Raw genomic sequence first — 20,499 nt, 5'->3', positions numbered from 1 at the left:
TTGCTCTATTCCTAGAACACGGTGATTTTCTGTTCATTACAATCGCAACGTTAAGCGGTAAACTAGCTTAAAATAACCAACCATCATGCTTATGCCTACGCTCAACTACAGTTTAATTGACATCCCTTTTAACTGTCGTCATACCTGCTGGTTTTGTGGTGAACCCTCTTCCACCGCAATAGAATTCCCTGATAGCAGTAATGTCACCGCCAGTCTAGCTCACCCATTGCTATCGCTACCCGCGTGTCGAGAATGCTGTTCATTTAAGTACCCTCGTCATATTCGCTCGGTTTGGGTACTACGCTCGCATATAAAGCAAACACTGATCACCAAATACACCAAACACTTAGCGGTTGGAGAAAACTGGACAGAAGAGGAATTAAAACACAGCGAGTTTTCTGGTGCGATTCTCGGTGGCTTTGGTGAAAGTGCATGGCAAATGTATCTGATCGCCAAACAACGCATTGCATATGAAGGTTGGGCTCTGAGTGTCGATGACCAAGCGCTAGAAATACTAGATGACACGTCAAACTTTGAGTTTAACGGCACCCAATATCCTTCATTAGATGCCTGTATCGATTTCTTCGTTGATGGCAGTGGCATTGATAAAGAATTGCTGACCCAGTTGGTTGAGATAGTCACTCCCGTTCGTTTCAGCTACGCATTGCAGATAGCAAAACTCAATAAGCGATTAACGCCAACTAAACGCCGAGAAATTATTGATGAAATTACGCTGCAAGAAATTGAAAGCCAGCAAATCGAACATGAGCAGCAAACGCTACTTTACGTCCAATCGGAAATTGTCGATGTCGAAATTTCAGGCGCGACAGCACCAGCATTTGCCATTCAATGGGTACTATCGAAGCAAGTAAATTCACTCGCCGAGCTTTGCAAATTTGAGGATGATTTCTTTGACGATTTTGCCCACTTAGGTGGCGCAGCCGTTTTTCATTCTTACCATGGATTACAACTCTATCTACAGGCTCGAGAAGATGCGAATTGGATAGAGAAACATGACCCTAACCAAAATGCCTGGTCTAACTCACTCTAACAACGATTAATCTGAGACTAAAAATAACTAAGCCTCTAGTTTAACTAGAGGCAGTAGAGACAAACCCGTGCTTCAGTGAAAAACTTGGCTACTAAAACGGAAACACTTACTGTCGTTCATTAATCGATTAAACGCCTCTCTATCAAGTTTTAGTAAGGTCTCATGGTCACCGGCTTCTAAATAGACTGCGTCTAAATTCGTCAAGGTTTCATCGCACAGTGTCGACATATGGTAAGGACTACCTATGGGGGGCACAGCGCCGCTATCACAATCTTTAAATAGCTCATAAACTTGCTTTTCTTTAACTAAATGAAAGCTGGCATTGAGCTCATCATTAACACGCGACAAGCTGATTTTATTATTTGATGGCAATACCGCCATCACATGGTGTCCTTCATGGTCTTCAAGCACGACCGCTTTCGCCAAGTTAACTAGAGGGATACCAGCAACGACCCCACTGTGCAGCGAACTGCGGCTATGCTCATGTGGAATAGTTTGAAAAGCAATATTGTGCTGTTTCAAATAGCGATCAAATCGAGTTGCAATAGTCATAGCAAACTCCTCTTTCTTCTTCCCTCCTAAGTATAGAAACAGAGCTGAACTACAACCAGTGAGTTGCCATAAGAGCTCACAATTCAACCTCTATCAAAAATAGTTGTCCGTTGAATCACCGATTCATACGCGTCGACTCAGTGCCGAACGATTGGGTCAGTTTTGGAATCAATTATTTTCATTTACTTTGTTTATTGAATAATAACAATTACGTAACATTACAACTCATTGTTCTTTTTCGAACTCTGTAACCTAAATGATAATAAGAATGTTTGCTGCTCCGTCACCAAACTCTAATTGATAGGAATCACCTATGATTATTTCAGCCTCTACCGACTACCGTGCAGCAGCAAAAGCTAAATTGCCGCCATTTTTGTTCCACTACATAGATGGTGGCTCCTACAAGGAACACACCTTAAAGCGTAATACCGAGGATTTGTCAGATATCGCTCTGCGCCAACGTGTACTGCGAAATATGGAAGACCTAAGCCTAGAGACCGAGTTATTTGGTGAAAAGCTCGCAATGCCAATCGCGCTTGCGCCTGTTGGGTTAACCGGCATGTACGCACGCCGTGGTGAAGTGCAAGCAGCAAAAGCCGCGGAAAACAAAGGCATTCCGTTCACCATGTCGACGGTTTCGGTTTGTCCAATTGAAGAAGTTGCACCAGCAATCACTCGTCCAATGTGGTTTCAGCTCTATGTACTTAAAGACCGTGGCTTTATGCGCAATGTGTTAGAGCGCGCAAAAGCCGCTGGAGTAACAACACTGGTGTTTACTGTTGATATGCCTGTACCTGGCGCACGCTATCGCGACATGCACTCAGGTATGAGCGGTCCCAATGCCGCCATGCGTCGCATATTTCAATCGATGCGACACCCAAGTTGGGCGTTGGATGTTGGGCTGCTAGGTAAACCCCATGATTTAGGTAATATCTCAACCTATCGCGGTGAACCAACCAAGCTGGAAGATTACATCGGATGGCTAGGGGCGAACTTTGACCCTTCAATTAGTTGGAAAGATCTCGAATGGATCCGTGATTTTTGGGACGGACCGATGGTGATTAAAGGCATCTTAGATACCGAAGATGCCAAAGATGCGGTGCATTTTGGTGCCGATGGCATTGTGGTGTCTAACCACGGGGGTCGCCAGCTAGATGGTGTGTTGTCTACTGCGCGAGCCCTACCAGACATTGCCGACGCAGTAAAAGGGGATTTAAAAATTATGGTCGACTCAGGCATACGCACCGGTTTGGATGTGGTACGCATGTTAGCCTTGGGGGCAGATTGTACGTTACTTGGTCGCTCCTTTGTCTACGCATTAGCAGCGCAAGGGCAAACTGGCGTTGAACATCTACTCGACCTTTACGATAAAGAAATGCGCGTAGCGATGACGCTAACTGGCGCAAAAACCATTGCCGATCTCAGCCGAGAATCATTAGTTGCAATGCCTTAAAAGACAAAAAGGCGAGCTAATGCTCGCCTTGGTTTTATCTCTGCAAATTAGCTTGAAGCGTTATCGCTGGTCTGCTGAGCAAGCTTAAGCTCTTGCTGACGTAACATGGTATCAAGCTCGGCACGTCTGGCTTCAAATGCTGCCATATCTTTCTTCGGCACTGAGTTTGCCATCGGAATATTGGCTTTCATCGCATTGACTGGTCGACCTCGCGCAATCAACTCATAGTGAATGTGCGGACCTGTTACACGCCCCGTTTTACCCGATAAACCAATACGCTGACCACGTGTTACTTTTTGACCTTTACGCACTAAGATTTTGCTCAGGTGTAAGTAACGAGTCTTGTAGGTGCTGCCATGCTGTATCACCACGTAGTTACCCGCATAAGGGTGTTTACGTGTCATGATCACCACCCCATCACCAGTCGAAACAATCGGTGTACCCACCGGTGTTGCCCAGTCCGTCCCGTTGTGTGGGGCAATTCGTCCTGTTACAGGGTGCTTACGGTGCGGGTTAAAGTTCGAGCTTAAGCGGTAGTTACCATTCACCGGTTTACGCTGGAATGCACGCTGTAGACTGTCGCCATTCTTATCGTAATATTGACCGTCAGAATGAAGGTAAGCTGTGTATTCCGTACCGCGAGTAATGATCTTAACTGCTTGAATCTCTCGATTACCCGTTAGCTTATCATCAACAAATTGACGCGACTGCACCACTTCAAATTTGTCACCCGCTCGCAGATCTCGTGAAAAATTAAGCTTATCTTTAAGCAGCGCAACGATTTGCTCAACCTCAGTAATACCAAGACCTAAACGGTTAACGGATTGAGAGAAGCTGCCGTTAATTTCGCCCACCATTGGAAACTCTTTCCATACCCCCGGGATCTTCACATCGGTAAACGTGTAGTCGCCATCTGGAGTACGGGTATAAACCGCATGTTCAACCAGGCTGAACTCCAGCTCCATTTTTTTGAGCTCATTGGTCTCTTCATCACGCCAAAAACGCAGCGTGTTACCCGGCTTTAATGTATCTAAAGCCAGATAGTTAAGGTCCGTTTCCATAATCTTCATCAGATCACTGTAACCAAAGCCAAGCTGGTCAAAGATTGAGCTCAAATTATCACCGACACGAATTTGATATTCGTAGTTCGGCATATCCTTAATCTCGGCGTTGTCGTGAAGAAGTTTTTCAACCAATGTTGATTCAGGAAGGGAAAGATCAATAGTGCGGATAGTGGGTGATTGGTTACCTGTTGACGCAATTGCAATAATAGCTAACAGCGGTAATCCCAAAAGCATCATTTTTTTACGTTTCGAGAGATCAGAAACGCGTGCTTTTCTTGTTGTTACTTGCACAATTTGACCTTATATCGTTCGAATTCTTATCTGTACTAAGTGTATAAATCTTCATTTCCACACCCATAAAACGGCTATAAGGGTACGAATTTATCAGGCACTTGTCACCCTATCCAAGTCAGTTTGCGATCAAAAAAGGCGCTATACGCGCCTTGTTTCTATCAACTTATCGATTAACCGTTCGGTAATTATTTGAATTAGTTATTAATATGTATTTACCAAACAATTATCTTCGCCAAACCCATTTGGTTTGTAATGATCAGCACTTGGGTCATTAATCCAGCGCTCATTATCAACCAGATAGCGAAACTCGTACTGCTTATCTTTTGGCAGACGAGTTTTGAACTTGAATGATTTACTTTTAGCGACTTTCTTCATTTGCATTGGCTGCCAATCTAAAAAGTCAGCCACCAACTCAACACTCTTACCAACGTGTTCTTGAGGCAGTTCAAAAGTCACTTCCACCTCATCCTTAGTTTTAAAGAAACGCTTATTTATCATTTATTACTCCATCAACAACAAGAAAAATAACGCCTTTCAATATAGGCAATCTGTATCACACAAACAACCGTTTATTTTGTGTGCAACAAAAGCGTCAAATTCGAATTCACAGTTATCAGCTGCGTTACTTTCTCTTCTGGCTCAGCCGACATCGGCTGGTTAACACTATGCTGACGGTAGTCAATCGCGACTTGTGAATTGTCGTAAGCAAGTTTATCGACAGCGATACGATCACCAATCAATACACTGTCAATTAACACGACACGCTTTCGCTCAGTATCGTAGCGAAAAGAGGCTAAGTAACTGAACACTCCACTGCCTTGATTAGAGACGGTCATCAGCGAAATATATTGGTTGGTATCAACAAACGTTAGCCACTTAGTACTTACCGTTACTTGCCCCCTCTCGGCACCTGAATCATAAGGACCAAACGCAATTTGCGCTTGCGTATCTAACTCATCAATAAAGGCGAATGCTGCAGACTCTGGCACTTGAATAGTCCAAGGGTTCGGAGTTTGAATTGAGAACACTTGCTTAACTATTGGGTCAACCACTTGGCTTTGGCTGGGGAATTTAGCTAAGATCTCTTCGTCATCGAGACTAAAACGGTATAGACCCGCGGCAACGACGACAATCAGCAGCAATATCGGAATTAATAAAATTAGTGGGATCGGTAACAGACGCTTTTTCATAATTTACTTAGTATGTATATCCTTATAGTGACAATAAACATATCAGCGGCTAAAGGTTATCTCAAGGATCGATAATGAAACATGATGTTAAAATCCGCACTGCTGAATGCAGTTGTGGTCAAGTAAGTTTGATCTGCAAAGGTGAGCCAATTCGTACGGCAATTTGCCACTGTTTCGCCTGTCAGAAAAGAACCGGTAGTGTATTTGGTGTTCAGGCGCGTTTTAACAAATCCCAAGTGTCATACAGCGGCGATGTGGTTGAGTTCAGTCGCATTGGGGATTCCGGCAATCAAGTCCATTACTCCTTCTGTCCAGCATGTGGCACTACCGTGATGCTAACTCTGTCAGCGTTGTCAGATTTTATCGTCATACCGGTGGGCATATTCACCAACCAAGAACTGCCTCAGCCAAGTTTTTCCGTTTACGAACAAAACAAGCAATCGTGGTTAAAATTTGACTGCCAAATCGAAGCTATTTCCTAGAGTTTTAACTCTACTCCCCTTTAAGGTTCGAGCAGTCGGCGCTATAATCGCCCTCTTCTTTTGGGGAGTAATTCAGTGATATCTCGACTACCTCGATGGGTGGAATACGGAGCGTTCCTTCTTGCCCTACTTGCCGGAATTGTTAACGCGATAGGTTTACTTGGTTTTCAACATCAAGCGGTTTCGCACATCTCAGGAACCGTCACTCTGCTTGGCACCAGTATCGAGTCACTCGATGGCATGACCACGCATCTACTGATGATCCTAGTCAGCTTTCTTCTGGGTGCGACGCTCGCTGGCGCATTTTTTGAATGTACCGCTTTAAAGCTGGGTCGTCGCTATGGTGTCGCGCTATGTATCGAAGCAGGTCTACTATTTATTGCTTACCTACTCCTTGAGCAAAACGTCACTACAGGACAATACTTTGCCTCCGCAGCGTGTGGACTGCAAAATGCCATGATTACCACTTTTAGTGGCGCGGTCGTACGCACCACTCACATGACCGGTATTATCACTGACCTCGGTATCATGATTGGCGCACGTCTACGTGGTGAGCGCTTTGATTTTCGCAAAGCCAAACTCTTTCTGTTTATCTTTGCCGGTTTCTTATTTGGTGGTGTCGTCGGTGCGAGACTGTTTGCTCAGTACCACATCGCGTCACTTATGGCACCTATCACTCTCGCACTGGTTCTGGCACTGGTTTACTGGCTCTATCTCTACCTGACTCGTCATAAACGTCACTCGCTTCAATAGAAAAATAGTTTGCACAGGAGCACTTAGCGGCTCCTGTTCGCTCGCTGATGCTAATTTCCATCCCATCTAATTTACACCTGTCTATAATTCATACTGTTAGCAAAACTTTGTGGTGAATAAATAGCGATATTTATTGAATAGTATTGCGCATTAACTAAAAACACAGTAGTCTTCGCTAAATTGATTAAATAAGGATGTTTAGTGAATAACTATGCCACGGAAACTGGCGATTATTGACTAGTTGTAACATGAGAACCGCAATGACAAACAAAACTCAAGCAACCGGGCAAAGCAGACCGAAATCGCACTTCTGGATCTTTTTGATTCCGTCGTTGATTGGTGTGTTCCTATTTATGGCACCGATTAGCTACAACGGTGATATCACTATTCCTGTTGCTGTATTGGCTAAGTCTATCCAAGCACTGTTTGGCGACGCTTTAGTTGGTATCGTAACCGCTATCGTGGCATTTATGGCGGCAGCATCACTAATGTGCCGTGTAAAAAATCCAAGCTTTATTGCTAACAGCCAATTTTTAAATGGGTTATTTAACCCATCGCCTCTTTGGTTAGCAGTGCGCGTTGTCGGTGGTATTGCAGTTGTGATGACTTACTTCCAAATTGGTCCAAAAGCAATTTGGGAAGGCAATACTGGTGGCTTGGTGTTAGAAGGTCTACTGCCTACTCTGTTCTCTGTATTTATCTTTGCTGGTCTTTTACTACCGCTACTGCTGAACTTCGGTCTACTTGAGTTGTTCGGTACTTTGCTAGCAAAAGTGATGCGTCCTATCTTCAACCTACCTGGTCGCAGCGCGATTGACTGTATGGCTTCTTGGTTGGGCGATGGCAGTGTGGGTATTCTTCTTACCAGCAAACAGTACGAGAACAAATTCTATACCGAACGTGAAGCGGCGGTTGTTGGTACAACTTTCTCTGCAGTTTCAATTACGTTTAGCTTGGTAGTAATTGCTCAAGTTGAGCTAGAACATATGTTCCTACCTTTCTACGGCGCGGTATGTTTAGCAGGTTTTGTTGCGGCGGTAATCATTCCTCGCCTACCACCTCTAAGCTACAAGCGTGATACGTTTATCGATGGTACTAAACCAGCTGAAGATGCTGATGCGATTCCTATGGGTCACTCAAGCTTCTCTTGGGGTATGGAGCTCGCGCTAGAAAAAGCAGGCAAAGTAAAATCACTCAAAACCATTCTACAAGAAGGCGTTCACAACGCAGTGGATATGGTGTTTGGTGTCCTGCCTGTTGTTATGGGTCTAGGTACTGTTGCACTGGTTATTGCTGAATACACGTCAATCTTCTCGTTCCTAGGTCAGCCATTTATCCCTTACCTAGAGCTATTGGGCGTGCCTGAAGCGGCTGAAGCATCAAAGACTATCGTGATCGGTTTTGCGGATATGTTTATCCCATCGATTCTAGCGGCTTCTATCGATAGTGAAATGACTCGCTTTGTGATTGCAGCAATGTCAGTAACACAGCTGATCTACATGTCTGAAGTAGGGGCTCTACTACTAGGTAGCCGTATCCCTGTAAACATCTTTGAGCTATTTGCGATTTTCATTCTGCGTACACTGATTACCCTGCCTGTCATTGCGGGTGTCGCGCACCTGATTTTCTAAGCAAATGCTTAGCTGAACTAAGTTGAGGAAGTAGTTCGACGAAGTACTTCAACATAGATAAACAAATGGCTACCTGATTGGGTAGCCATTTTTGTATGTATCACTTAAACAATGATCAGCTTATTTGCGGGGCTGAATTGAGCGATAGGCAACATCAGTTAGGTAGTCATTTAGACGATGTGATGCAGCCACAGCTTCTTCATCATCCGTATGGCTTACTGCTCTTAGCACTGCGGCATGCAGTGACGATGCCTCAACTAAATCTGACGCTTCATTTTTGTAGGCAAACCAGAACCGACGTGAAAGACCTTGTAAAGGAGCCATAGCCAATTGCAGGTATTCATTACAAGCTGCTTTGACCAAAACGGTGTGAATGTCTTTCAACAATGATGCGTAAAGTAAGTCATCTTTATTTTCAGCACAGACTTCAAGCTGCTCTGCCAAGTGCAGCATTTGTTGCTTTTCCGTCACACTGGCACGCGAAGCAGCATACTTCACACACAGAGCTTCAATATCACGACGAACTTCCAGTATTTTTAACTGACTCTCTACCGAAATAACGGGGATTTGAATGCCACGACGGGGATGAATCTCCACCATGCACTCATACGCCAATCTCTGTAAAGCCTCACGTACCGGGGTTCGCCCTAAGTCTAACTCTTCAGCCAACTGTTTCTCACTAACCATACTCCCTGGTTCTAATTCGCGGAAGATGATCATTTTCTCGAGCTTGCTGTATGCAACCTCGGTCTTATTGATTGCGTTAACGCTCATATAGGTTCTATTCCTTTATAAAATCTTTTAGTGAGCAATATCACGTTAAGGAAGAATCTCATTGTACCAGAAAAGAAATTAGGAATATATTAAAACCATACAACTGATATATCAGATGAACATCAGTTATCTATTAGTGAGGTAAGAATGAAATCTTGGAACATTATCCGTCGTTATGAGAGCACTCCAGACCTGCCAGTATTGGCGGAAGTAGAAGTGTTGGTCATCGGTGGTGGTCCTGCTGGCGTAGCAGCAGCGGAAAGCGCTGGTCGTCTTGGTAAAAAAACTTGGCTAATTGAAAAGTACGGTTTTTGTGGCGGTGCGGCAGTAGCAGGTCTATCTGGTACTATCTGCGGCATGTACATGGCAACTGACGAAGAAAACGCGCAACCAGAGCAAGTGGTGTTCGGTTTTACAGAGCGTTTCCGTCAAGCACTAGAAAACAAAGGTGGCGTTACTGAGCCACAACGTTACGGCAAAACATTCACAGTCACTCACGATCCACTAGTTTGGCGTGAAGTGGCTGATGACTTCCTTGAGCAAGCGGGTGTCACTACCCTTTTCCACACCGCAGTAACCGGCGTGATCATGGATGGCGACGCATTCAAAGGCGTGATCGTTGAGTCGAATGCAGGTCAAAGCGTGATCCTAAGTAAGATGATCATTGATGCTTCAGGTGATGCAGCTGTGGTTGCGCGTGCTGGCATGGATTACTACTTCGGTGACAATGGTCGTATCCAAAACCCAACGATGTTCTTCCGCTTCGGTGGTGTAGACATGGACAAGTACCTTGAGTACTACGGTGAAGATACTATCTGTCCGCCAAAAGTGACTGAGAACATCCTTGCGGCAAACGCAAGCGGCGAGTACGAACTACCACGCCACAAGATTTGGATCTTCCCAACCACTCGCGCAAACGAGCTAATGGTTAATGCCACTCGTCTAGCAGGTCAAGATGGCCGCATGTTAAACGTGATTGATCCTGCTGACTTTACTGAAGCTGAAGTGTTTGGCCGTCGCCAAGTACGTGAATACGCACGCTTCCTAAATAAATTCGTACCTGGCTGTGAAGATGCATTCGTCGTAGACACTGGTGTTGAAGTGGGTATCCGCCAAACACGTTCTATCGTTGGTGTTGAGACACTAACGAACGAAGACGTAGTGAACTGCCGCAAACGTGAAGATGGTATCTGCCGTACACCATGGCCTATCGAGCTTCACTCTGGTGACAAACCTAAACTGCACTGGCTACTGAACGATTACTACGACATTCCATTCCACACACTAGTCCCTGTTATCGGTGAAAACATCATCGTTGCAGGTCGCTGTTTGAGCGCGGAACACGAAGCGCTAGCTTCAGCTCGCGTAACAGCTCAGTGTTTTGAACTCGGTCACGCAGCAGGTATTGCTGCCGTGCAAGCAATTGATACAGATTCGGCGATTCGTGACCTAGATGTTGCGACCATTCGCGCCACCATGATTGAAAATGGCTCACGCCTGTAAGGATTAAGAAGATGAAAGATCTAAAAATTGAACGCGTTGAACTTTATGCGGTAGCAGACCGCGAAGCCGCTCCAGTGCCATGGGCAGATAACCAAGAACCGCTACTATACACAAACAACATCGTTCGCCTAATCTGTAACGACGGTACTGAAGGTGCTGGTGCAACCATCAGCTACACAGAAAACGACTTCGACCGTTGTATCATCGAATCACAACGTACTGTTGTTCCTGGTCTGATTGGTAAAAACCCGCTAGCAACTCAAGAACTATACAACTGGCTACAATCTCGTTGTACTTGGGGCGGTCTACCAGCGAAATCTCCAATCGATATCGCGGCTTGGGACATTAAAGCGAAGAAAGCTGGCATGCCACTTTACATGCTACTAGGTGGCGCGCGTAACAAGATGCTTTCTTACGCATCAACGCCAATGTTCGACACAGTAGAAGAGTACTTCCCGTACCTAGACGACTGTGTGGCACACGGCTTTAAAGCAATCAAACTACACTGCTACTGTGTATACGAGAAAGACGTTGCACTGGTTGACGCTGTACAAGCTCGCTACGGTAAAACTGGCATCCGCTTTATGCTAGATACTGCAACTTTCTACACGCCAGAACAAGCAATGGCAATGGCGAAACGCCTAGAAAGCTACAACTGGGAATGGCTAGAAGCGCCAGTATCTGACTACGACTACAACACTTACAAGCGCCTAGTTAAGAACACTGATCTAGAAATCTCTAGCCACGGTAACTGCCTACTAACGCTGCAAGAAGTGACTTACGCACTATCAAAAGATATGTGGTCTGATGTTCGCCAAGACGCAACGGTATGTGGTGGTATCACTCCACTAAACAAGTGTTTCCACATTGCTGAAGGTTTCTCTAAGAACCTTGAGATCCAATCAATGGGTTACACACTAACGCAAGCAGCAAACCTACATGTCGCTCTTGCACACAATAACTGTAAGTTCTTCGAACAGTTCTACCCATACGAAGATTTCGAGCTAGCATCGAAAACAGTTATTCGTACAGACAAAGAAGGCTATGTTCACGCGCCTGAAGGCAACGGTCTAGGTATCGAAATGGACTGGGACAAAGTAAAAGAAATGTCTGTGGCATCTTACGTATTCGAATAATCGTATGCCGTTAAAACAAGAATAATTCAATACAGAGACAGCAAAAGACTGACACCTCTTCCTACAACCGCTTCCCTTCTTGTTCTGCTTGAACTGGAAGGGAAAGCATTTGATGTCAGTTGTCCGTCCGAGTATTCGCAAAATTAGACAATATTGGATAGTCACACTATGAAATTGAATACTTCAGAAATAGACTGGAAACTTACCTTCGGCAGCTTTGGATTTGTGTTGCTGCTAGGTATTCTTGCAGTGGTATACCCAGAAGCAGTTAAAAGCACCATGGGTAGCATGTTAGATTTTACCGTAATCAACTTTGGTTCTGGTTTCCTTTGGTACACAATCTTCGCTACTGGCGCTCTACTGTTCCTCGCTTTCTCTAAATACGGCGATATCCGTATGGGTGACAGCAAACCAAAATTCACTAAATTCCAACTATTCGCAATGGCTCTGTCTGCGGGTATGGGTGCAAGTACCATGTACTGGGGTTTCATTGAAGCAGTTTACTACTTCATGGACCCTCAGTTTGGTATCACTGATAAAGCGATGGCAATGGAATACGCGACAGCGTACAACATGTTCCACTGGGGTGCTGCAGGTTGGTTTATCTACCTAATCGTTGCAATTCCGTTTGCGGTAGTATTCTACCTAAAAGGTAGCCGCCGCATGAGTCTAAGTGGTGTTATCAACGCACTATTTAATGACCGTCTACCAGGTTGGGCACAGAAGTTCATCGACCTACTGTTCATCATCACAACACTGGCAGCAACAGCACTGACTCTAGGTCTTGGTATTCCAATGATCTCGTCTAACCTAGCAAGCTTAACTGGCATTCCAGATAACTTAATGTTGGGTATTGGCGTTATCCTAGGTCTATCTGTGATCTTCTCAATGAGCTCGTACATCGGTATCGAAAAAGGTATGGCTCGCCTATCAAGTGCAACGATTTACATCTGTGCGGCGTTTGTGGGCATCATCTTCATCATCGGTCCGTCTGCACTGATCATGAACAACCTAACCAATGGTATTGGTGTGATGCTTTCTGAGTACATCCGCATGAGCACCAACACAGACCCTTACGGTACAACACTGTTCCCACAATACTGGACTGTGTTCTTCCTAGCGAACTGGATCTCTTACTCTCCTGGTGTAGGTGTATTCATCACTAAGATCATCCAAGGTCAAAAACTACGTGACGTAATCCTAATCCTAGTGATTGGTGGCACAATGGGTTCTGCGGTTATCTTTGGTGTGTGCGGTACGTTCTCTATGGACCTAATCAACAGCGGCGCTGTAGATGGCGTGAAACTAATCGCTGATGGTCAACCTACTGAACTGGTTAAACAAATCTTTGATTCAACATCAATTCCTATGGTTCTAACGGCTATCTACCTAGTCACTATGATCCTGTTTACTGTGACAACTCTAGACGGTACATCATACTCTCTAGCGGGTATCGCAACGAAACAACTTGATGATGAAGCGAACGTAAACCCAATGTTCCGTCTGTTCTGGTGTCTACTGCTAACTGCTCTGCCAATCATTTTCCTATTGATTAACGCAGACCTGAACATTCTGAAAGCGTTCCCAGTACTAATTATCGTGTTGATTGTACCTGTGTTCTTTGTTGCGGCAGTGAAGACTCTTCAATACCTAAGCAACAACTACAAAGCAATCATGGCTCACCAAGCTGAGCAAGATAAGCTGCTAGGTCTTGATACTGAAGAAGAAACAGTCTCAGCTGAAACAGCAACGCAAAAACCAGCTATCCAAGCGTAAGTTTGAAGTAGTTTGGCAAATAGAAAATAAGTCATAAGTCAAAGGCACCTTCGGGTGCCTTTTTTCATGCCTGCGCTCTAGTGAGCGTCGCATATTAAATTCAAAAACGTCCCCCCTTCAAAACCGTTACAACGTAAAAGTGTCTGTGAAGAGTTAAGGTGACTGTCCCCACAAGAGGAAGACAGAACAGAATTATGGTGTCTGTCCCTATAAGAGGGACAAGCGGTCAGTCTGCTTGAGAACCATTAGGCATAAAAAAGACCACCCGAAGGTGGTCTAGAAAACTAAATCGCTGTCGATTACTCGTCGTCAGCTTTTGGTGCAACTTTCTTCTTCGGAATAAAGACGCTGTCACCCACAGCCACGTTTTGGTAGAAACCTTTATCGCGCTTAACTGGTTTCTTCGGCGCTTTCTTCGTGGTTTGCTTGTTCTTATTGCGGTAATCCACTTTACCGTTACGAGAAACAGGCTGCTTAGGTCTTAATCCTTTAAACTTACCTTCTAAGCCTTCCAGTGTAGAGAAAGCAAGATCTTGATGTAGGTATGCTTCAACGCGCTTAAAGCTGTCCCAGTCTTTAGGACCCACTAATGAGATTGCATCGCCTTTGTTGCCCGCGCGACCAGTACGACCTACACGGTGAACGTATTCTTCTGTGTGTTTAGGCATGTCGAAGTTAATTACGTGAGTCACGTTGGCAATATCAAGACCACGAGAAGCGACATCGGTCGTTACCAGGATCTTAAATACAGCACGCTCAAACTGACTCATGATCGTATTACGTTGAGTCTGGTTCAAGTTACCGCTCAGCGCGATAGCCTTCAGCTTTTTCTCATTTAACTTAGCAGTTAGACGCTCAGTATCATCACGAGTTGCAGTAAAGATGATCACCTGACGATATTCAGACTCTTCCAATACTCGCTCTAGAATGGCTTCTTTATGATCCAAGTGATCACACAGGTAGAACTTTTGGGTGATGTCTTGGTGTTCTTGGTTAGAGATACCTACTGCGATACGCTTTGGTGAGTCTTGCATCTCAGCCGCAATGTCGTTCACTTCAGCGTGATCCAGCGTTGCAGAGAACATCAGCGTTTGACGACGACGATGCTTGGCAGCATTGTTAATACGACGAAGTTCTGGTGCAAAACCCAGATCCAACATACGGTCAGCTTCGTCTAGCACTAGCGTTTCTAGACCATCAAGAAACAGAGATTTATGCTCAAGGTGGTCAGCTAGGCGTCCAGGTGTTGCGACGATAAATTTCGGGTAGCGGCGCAGCGCTTTTACTTGGTCGTTAAAGTTCTCACCACCCACGATAAGCGTAGCGTCGTAAGTTAGACCACCAAGCATTGCACGCAGCTCACCATAAACCTGTTTCGCAAGTTCACGAGTCGGTGCCAAAATCAAACCACGAGGATCTTTTGCTGAAAACGCTTTTGACTTAAGCGATTTGTGAAGCATAGGCAGCACAAACGCTAAGGTTTTGCCTGAACCGGTTTTTGATGAAGCAAGCAAATCTTTACCAGCAATTGCCACAGGAATTGCTTGTTTTTGGATATCTGTTGGCTTCTTAAACGCGTAGTGGTTCAAGTTTTTCAATAAGCGATTATCTAAGCCTAAATCTTTAAACTGCAAAGTATTCTCCAAGGTCAGTTTCGGCATCACGCCGTCAATTAAAATTCAACACTCTATGATACCTCGAAAGCAGGCAAAATGGATAGAGATCACAGAAAATAATCGCTGCAGTCCTTGACGAAATTATGAACACCAACCTCTAACACTAGTACGTTTTTACGACACTCGCGCTAAAAGTAGCTAAATTCTTGGAATATTTTGACTTTTCTATACTGTGTAAATTGTTTAAATAGAGCTACACTATGTTTGTTGCTATACATTCACACGTATAGGACATTATTGATACTTACAAAATGCAAGGAGTTCATCCATGAACAAAATGTTTATCGCAGCTGCAGCGACTTCAGTTCTTCTACTAGCTGGTTGTGCATCAGGTCCAGACGAAGCAACAACTGCAAAACTAGACGAACTAAGCAACCAAGTAAGTCAGCTAAGCCAAGACGTTAACTCTCTAAAATCTGACGTGAACAAAGCTGGCGGTGCAGCAATGGCAGCACAAGAAGAAGCAGCACGCGCTAACGAACGTATCGACAACATCGCTCAATCTTACACTAAGTAAGATTTAGCTTGTTGTTCACTACGTTTGGGTTGCGATAGCAACTGGAAAAGCAGTGAACTCACCTATGAGCTCATAAATTAAATCCGATATCATTGATATCGGATTTTTTTGTACTATTGTTCGGCAAACACTCGCATCGTCAGTTTTTAAGAGACTTAATTAAGACTGATGTATCCATGCGCCCTAAGCCCTGCTCTTGCAAACGAGCGTAACGCTGATCCACTTCTTTGGTTAGCGGAAGCTCGACACCCAAACGCTCCGCTTCTTCGATACAAAAGCCCAAATCTTTGCGCATCCAGTCAATCGCAAAACCAAAATCAAACTTATCTTGTGCCATGGTATTTGCGCGGTTTTCCATTTGCCATGAGCCAGCTGCGCCAAACTTAAGCGTATCGACTACTTGTGCGATATCTAAGCCCGACTTCTCTGCTAAAATCAGAGCCTCGCTCAATCCTTGTAGAACGCCAGCAATACAGATTTGGTTCACCATCTTACAACGTTGACCTTGACCGCTTTCACCTAGCAAAGTGCTTTGCTTGGCGTAAACATCCATAATCGGCGCCACGCTGTCGAACACTGCTTGCTCACCGCCGCACATAATCGTAAGTACACCATTTTCAGCACCTGCTTGACCACCAGAAACTGGCGCATCAATAAAGGCGATACCTTGCTCTTTAGCTGCTTGTGACAGCTCCATCGCTAAATTTGCCGATGTGGTGGTGTGATCCACCAGCACTGTGCCTGGTTTTAAACCAGCTAGTACACCATCTTCGCCATAAATCACGCTACGTACGTCGTTGTCATTGCCTACACAAACAAACACCACATCACAGCCTTGAGCCGCTTCTCTTGGCGTTTGACAAGCTACACCTTGATACTCAGCTTGCCACTTTTCTGCTTTGGCAAAAGTACGGTTATATACGCGTGTCGTGTAGCCCGCTTTACTTAGATAACCCGCCATCGGATAGCCCATCACACCAAGACCGATGAAAGCAACGGTTTTGCTCTCCATGTTTTACTCCCATATTATTTTTATATTGGCTCTATCGCTCCAGCACTCGAAAATTTGATAGAGTTAGAATGCTACTCACAATGACGTAAATTGATTTTTTTGGCTAATGCTTTTTTGCAAATATTCACTCGGTTCGCCATCGTTTTTGTGTAAAAATGCTCCTCCTCTCAATTCTTTATTTGCAACAAGATGAACTTTAAAGCTGCTATTTTTGATATGGATGGTTTGCTATTGGATACAGAACGCCTTTGTATGCGTGTATTCAAGCAAGCTTGTGAGACCTTAGGCTTTCCATTCCATAAAGATGCTTATCTCAACATCATTGGACGAAACGCCGCTGGCGTAGAGAAAATCCTTGCTCAAGCTTATGGTGATGATCTTCCTGCCATTCACCAAGAGTGGAAACGCAACTATGATGCGATCACTCATCATCAGGCGATTGACGTTAAGCAAGGCGTGGTAGAGCTACTGCAATGGTTAAACGCCAACAACATTCCTACCGTAGTGGCAACCTCTACTCGTAAAGAATTGGCTGAAATTAAGCTGAGGCTCGCAGGTTTAGATGGTTACTTTGACGGTTTAACTTGTGGTTGTGAGGTCCGTAACGGTAAACCAGATCCTGAAATCTACCTATTGGCAGCAGAGCGTATTGGTGTAGAACCAAACCTGTGTCTGGCGTTTGAAGACTCTTCGAATGGCGTTATCGCGGCAGTTTCTGCTGGTATGCAAACCTATCAGATCCCAGATCTTGTTGAGCCTAGTGAGGAGATCATCGCGCTTGGTCATAAGATCAAACCATCACTGTCGGCGGTGTTAGAAGAGCTGAAAGCAAACTGATAACAAGAGGAGTCTTGAAAGGCTCCTTTTTATTAGCATTGATTAACAGGTATATATTTTCGAATTGCCCGTTTTCATTCTTACACGCGGAAACCTCACGCTAGAACAATAGCTTATTTCGCCCCTTCTTGCTTAGCTTATACCCAAGTAACCTTGAGATGCTAGGTTTAGTGGGTTTAAATCAAGAATCGATAACAAGGTATGCAAGCTAAGGCAACTCACCCTTTTTGAGCATGTTATTGACCCGATTGCTGCGTTAAACAACTTGGAAAAAGCCGGCTATTACGCTGCGTTACTTTCCTTAAACTCGAATCAATGACAACGCTCTGAATCCTGCATCTTGAAGTCACTTGGGTATATTATGTCCCGCTTCATAACTTGCCTCCTTTCTTACCATTTTCGTATGCGGACCAGTTACTCTTTGCCTTGCCAAAGAGTAACCAGAAAGGCGTTCTAGTATATTTGATGCTGTCCGGTCAGTTTTAGGTGTTCCCGACACCGAAAACTTAAAAATTCTGTCCTGAATTTTTACCTAGTATAACCTTTACCCCTAGATAATTAGTCACGCTATATTATAAGAAAAACCACAATTTCACACACTTGTTAAAATAACCCAAAACAAGTTATCAATCATTGAACAAAAATAAATAACAATGAGAAAGATTGATAAATCAATATTAAGCAATTTATTTTTTTTAGAACACAATATTGAAATCCTTCATAAAACTTTACCTTAGAGTCAATAACTGATTAAGCCCCCAACCAACCACTGATAAGTCGTATTTCCACGCTAACATCAACCGGTTAATGCAAATTTATAAGCCATTGAAATGATGAGTATTACTAGCACTTTAACTATCATTACCCCTTATAACCCTCATTCTGCCATAAGACTTATGTCTAATTACTATCCTACCCTTTTTAGGATAAATTACTTCTCGTAATTCGGTAGCATGACGCCATTTTTAGTTATATAAGCTTTTATAAAAACAACGAGCCATCTTTTATAGCTAATAAATACAAATATAAAATGAAATATCGTCATTTGCCTTTAATTTGTATAAACCATAATTAATTATGGATCTTTTTTGTAATAAAAATACAGATAACTACTCCGCTAAGTTTTCATACAGTGAGTAAATAGCATTTATTAAAATAACACAACTTAGATGTGTGAATGAAAGGAATCACAATGAGCAGTACTTTAGAGTCCGTGCCTTTACGAGAAGATAAGCCCCAAGTCAGTAACGATGAACTTACTTATGAACAGCAACATAAACCAAGCTCGGAATTTGATTCCCGTGAACAATATCTAGAAAACGAATTGCAAATAATGGCGCCTAAACGCTGGCGTCCAAATTTGCCATTTAAAGATTATCGATTTGAGGTAGAAGATACGATACCCGCAATGGCAGGGACGATTGGTAAGATTGTTATGGTGGGAGCCATTGCCGCCACCTTTGCAGGCGCTTTGGGGCTCAATGAAGGCTTTATCTTAGAAAATGTTCGATATGAATTACTGATAGCCTCCATTTTCATTATTCTTTTCTCAGGCTTTTTACTACCCACCGCTAACCTTGCAGGTACACACGGTCCACTGATCCCTTTAATTCCTATCGTCGTAGCCGCCGGCGGGCATCCGATGGCTTTTGGGTTGCTGATTGGCGCGTTTGGCTTAATCTTAGCCATCAGCAAAGGTGGCAGCATGTTGGCAAATCTCACCAGTAAAGGCGTGTGTGGCGGTTTATTGCTCTACCTTGGCTTTGTGGGAACTGTCTCTCAAGTTAAAAAGCTGTTCGCTTGGGCTGAGGGGATCGGTATGAGTCATATTGCCTTTGTGGTGATCTTTTGCACCATTATTTTATATGCTTTATTAGAACATTTTCGTAAACGTTGGCTAGCTGTGCCTCTGAGTTGCTTGCTAGGTGGTAGTTTAGCTTTTGCCATGGGTGCGCCGTTTTCTTTCCAAACCGAACCTGGTTTACCCAATATGAACCCAATGTATTGGTGGGGGGAGAATAGTGGCTGGATGCTAGGTTTACCTACGATTGAACATTTCATGGTGGTATTACCTTTTGCGATTTTAGCCGTGGCTATGTGGTCACCTGACTTTTTAGGGCATCAAGTGTTTCAAAAAATCAGTTACCCTGAACGTACAGAAAAAGTCCATATGAATATTGACGATACCATGACCACGGCTTCAATTCGTCAAACGTTCGGTTCTCTGCTCGGCGGTGCTAATTTTACTTCTTCATGGGGTACTTATATCGTGCCAGCGGCGATTGCTAAACGTCCTATTCCTGCTGGCGCTTTGCTGACCGCACTGTTCTGTATCATAGCCGCGATTTGGGGCTACCCAATGGATTTAGCAATCTGGCAACCTGTACTTTGCGTTGCGCTGATTGTTGGGGTATTTGTGCCATTGCTAGAGGCAGGAATGGAAATGACGCGAGAAGGGAAAACCACCCAATCGGCAGCCATTGTTGTATTTTCGTCCGCACTGGTTAACCCAGCATTTGGTTGGTCTCTCACCATGCTATTAGACAATCTAGGCTTAGTCGGCTGTAAAGAACGTAGCGGTGAACTGAGTAAAATGAACCGTTGGGTGCTGCCAGGGATTATGTTTGTGGTACTAACGAGCGTGATGGCACTAGTGGGTCTACTACCTGGGATACCAGCAATCATTCCAAGTTTTCGTTAACCATTAGACAAAACCGCCTTTCTAGTTACTCTTTGGTAAGACAAAGAGTAGCTAGACCGTTTTAACAAAGCGAAAGAAAATCACCCATCGAACTAAG

General features: G+C 44.1%; 18 protein-coding genes. 11 read left to right on the top strand and 7 right to left on the bottom strand.

Annotation, left to right across the window (positions count from 1 at the left end; genetic code table 11):
- The first annotated feature begins 91 nt into the window (after window positions 1-91).
- A complete protein-coding gene (locus GZN30_RS15850; RefSeq protein WP_075648581.1) occupies window positions 92-1,051 on the top strand; it encodes a hypothetical protein in 960 nt (319 codons plus the stop codon).
- A 72-nt stretch (window positions 1,052-1,123) separates the two neighbouring features.
- Here the strand turns inward: GZN30_RS15850 and GZN30_RS15845 are convergent, their stop codons facing one another.
- Window positions 1,124-1,603, bottom strand: a complete 480-nt coding sequence (locus GZN30_RS15845) for an aminoacyl-tRNA deacylase (protein ID WP_075648541.1) — start codon at window positions 1,601-1,603, stop codon at window positions 1,124-1,126.
- A 313-nt stretch (window positions 1,604-1,916) separates the two neighbouring features.
- On the opposite strand from GZN30_RS15845, the gene lldD reads away from it, so the two are divergent.
- Window positions 1,917-3,056 (top strand): FMN-dependent L-lactate dehydrogenase LldD, encoded by a 1,140-nt coding sequence (gene lldD, locus GZN30_RS15840; RefSeq protein WP_075648540.1) that lies wholly within the window; start codon window positions 1,917-1,919, stop codon window positions 3,054-3,056.
- A 47-nt stretch (window positions 3,057-3,103) separates the two neighbouring features.
- Here lldD and GZN30_RS15835 read toward each other — a convergent pair whose 3' ends face one another.
- The 3 genes from GZN30_RS15835 to GZN30_RS15825 form a co-directional block, all read right to left on the bottom strand.
- Window positions 3,104-4,357 carry a peptidoglycan DD-metalloendopeptidase family protein gene (locus GZN30_RS15835; protein WP_075648580.1) on the bottom strand — a complete coding sequence of 418 codons (1,254 nt, stop codon included), beginning with the start codon at window positions 4,355-4,357 and terminating at the stop codon, window positions 3,104-3,106.
- A 258-nt stretch (window positions 4,358-4,615) separates the two neighbouring features.
- Complete coding sequence (locus GZN30_RS15830; RefSeq protein WP_075648539.1) at window positions 4,616-4,912, bottom strand: isoamylase early set domain-containing protein; 297 nt, start codon at window positions 4,910-4,912, stop codon at window positions 4,616-4,618.
- 71 nt (window positions 4,913-4,983) lie between these two features.
- Complete coding sequence (locus GZN30_RS15825; RefSeq protein WP_075648538.1) at window positions 4,984-5,604, bottom strand: hypothetical protein; 621 nt, start codon at window positions 5,602-5,604, stop codon at window positions 4,984-4,986.
- Between the two features lie 74 nt (window positions 5,605-5,678).
- On the opposite strand from GZN30_RS15825, the gene GZN30_RS15820 reads away from it, so the two are divergent.
- From GZN30_RS15820 to GZN30_RS15810, 3 genes are all read left to right on the top strand, one after another.
- Complete coding sequence (locus tag GZN30_RS15820) at window positions 5,679-6,086, top strand: GFA family protein (RefSeq protein ID WP_075648537.1); 408 nt, start codon at window positions 5,679-5,681, stop codon at window positions 6,084-6,086.
- A 75-nt stretch (window positions 6,087-6,161) separates the two neighbouring features.
- Window positions 6,162-6,839 (top strand): YoaK family protein, encoded by a 678-nt coding sequence (locus tag GZN30_RS15815; RefSeq protein ID WP_075648536.1) that lies wholly within the window; start codon window positions 6,162-6,164, stop codon window positions 6,837-6,839.
- A gap of 260 nt (window positions 6,840-7,099) precedes the next feature.
- Window positions 7,100-8,470 (top strand): YjiH family protein, encoded by a 1,371-nt coding sequence (locus GZN30_RS15810; protein WP_075648534.1) that lies wholly within the window; start codon window positions 7,100-7,102, stop codon window positions 8,468-8,470.
- 120 nt (window positions 8,471-8,590) lie between these two features.
- On the opposite strand, the gene GZN30_RS15805 is transcribed toward GZN30_RS15810, so the two are convergent.
- Window positions 8,591-9,244, bottom strand: a complete 654-nt coding sequence (locus tag GZN30_RS15805; RefSeq protein WP_075648533.1) for a GntR family transcriptional regulator — start codon at window positions 9,242-9,244, stop codon at window positions 8,591-8,593.
- Window positions 9,245-9,391: 147 nt separating this feature from the next.
- On the opposite strand from GZN30_RS15805, the gene GZN30_RS15800 reads away from it, so the two are divergent.
- From GZN30_RS15800 to GZN30_RS15790, 3 genes are all read left to right on the top strand, one after another.
- Window positions 9,392-10,747, top strand: a complete 1,356-nt coding sequence (locus tag GZN30_RS15800) for an FAD-dependent oxidoreductase (RefSeq protein WP_075648531.1) — start codon at window positions 9,392-9,394, stop codon at window positions 10,745-10,747.
- Window positions 10,748-10,758: 11 nt separating this feature from the next.
- Window positions 10,759-11,883 carry a mandelate racemase/muconate lactonizing enzyme family protein gene (locus GZN30_RS15795; RefSeq protein WP_075648529.1) on the top strand — a complete coding sequence of 375 codons (1,125 nt, stop codon included), beginning with the start codon at window positions 10,759-10,761 and terminating at the stop codon, window positions 11,881-11,883.
- A gap of 168 nt (window positions 11,884-12,051) precedes the next feature.
- A complete protein-coding gene (locus GZN30_RS15790) occupies window positions 12,052-13,659 on the top strand; it encodes a BCCT family transporter (protein ID WP_075648527.1) in 1,608 nt (535 codons plus the stop codon).
- 299 nt (window positions 13,660-13,958) lie between these two features.
- Here the strand turns inward: GZN30_RS15790 and GZN30_RS15785 are convergent, their stop codons facing one another.
- Window positions 13,959-15,305 (bottom strand): DEAD/DEAH box helicase, encoded by a 1,347-nt coding sequence (locus tag GZN30_RS15785; RefSeq protein WP_075648579.1) that lies wholly within the window; start codon window positions 15,303-15,305, stop codon window positions 13,959-13,961.
- Between the two features lie 298 nt (window positions 15,306-15,603).
- On the opposite strand from GZN30_RS15785, the gene GZN30_RS15780 reads away from it, so the two are divergent.
- Complete coding sequence (locus GZN30_RS15780; RefSeq protein WP_075648526.1) at window positions 15,604-15,852, top strand: Lpp/OprI family alanine-zipper lipoprotein; 249 nt, start codon at window positions 15,604-15,606, stop codon at window positions 15,850-15,852.
- 139 nt (window positions 15,853-15,991) lie between these two features.
- Here the strand turns inward: GZN30_RS15780 and GZN30_RS15775 are convergent, their stop codons facing one another.
- A complete protein-coding gene (locus GZN30_RS15775; protein WP_075648524.1) occupies window positions 15,992-16,864 on the bottom strand; it encodes an NAD(P)-dependent oxidoreductase in 873 nt (290 codons plus the stop codon).
- 189 nt (window positions 16,865-17,053) lie between these two features.
- Here GZN30_RS15775 and GZN30_RS15770 point away from each other — a divergent pair, with 189 nt between their 5' ends.
- The gene (locus GZN30_RS15770; protein ID WP_075648522.1) at window positions 17,054-17,701 is read left to right on the top strand and encodes an HAD family hydrolase; all 648 of its coding nucleotides are present in this window, start codon (window positions 17,054-17,056) and stop codon (window positions 17,699-17,701) included.
- Window positions 17,702-18,893: 1,192 nt separating this feature from the next.
- Complete coding sequence (locus tag GZN30_RS15765; protein WP_075647863.1) at window positions 18,894-20,402, top strand: DUF3360 domain-containing protein; 1,509 nt, start codon at window positions 18,894-18,896, stop codon at window positions 20,400-20,402.
- The last annotated feature ends 97 nt before the right edge of the window (window positions 20,403-20,499 follow it).

The organism is Vibrio ponticus, from assembly GCF_009938225.1.
Lineage (GTDB): Bacteria > Pseudomonadota > Gammaproteobacteria > Enterobacterales > Vibrionaceae > Vibrio > Vibrio ponticus.
Note: the sequence above shows the minus strand (reverse complement) of the source record. Positions and strands in the feature narration are given on the sequence as shown.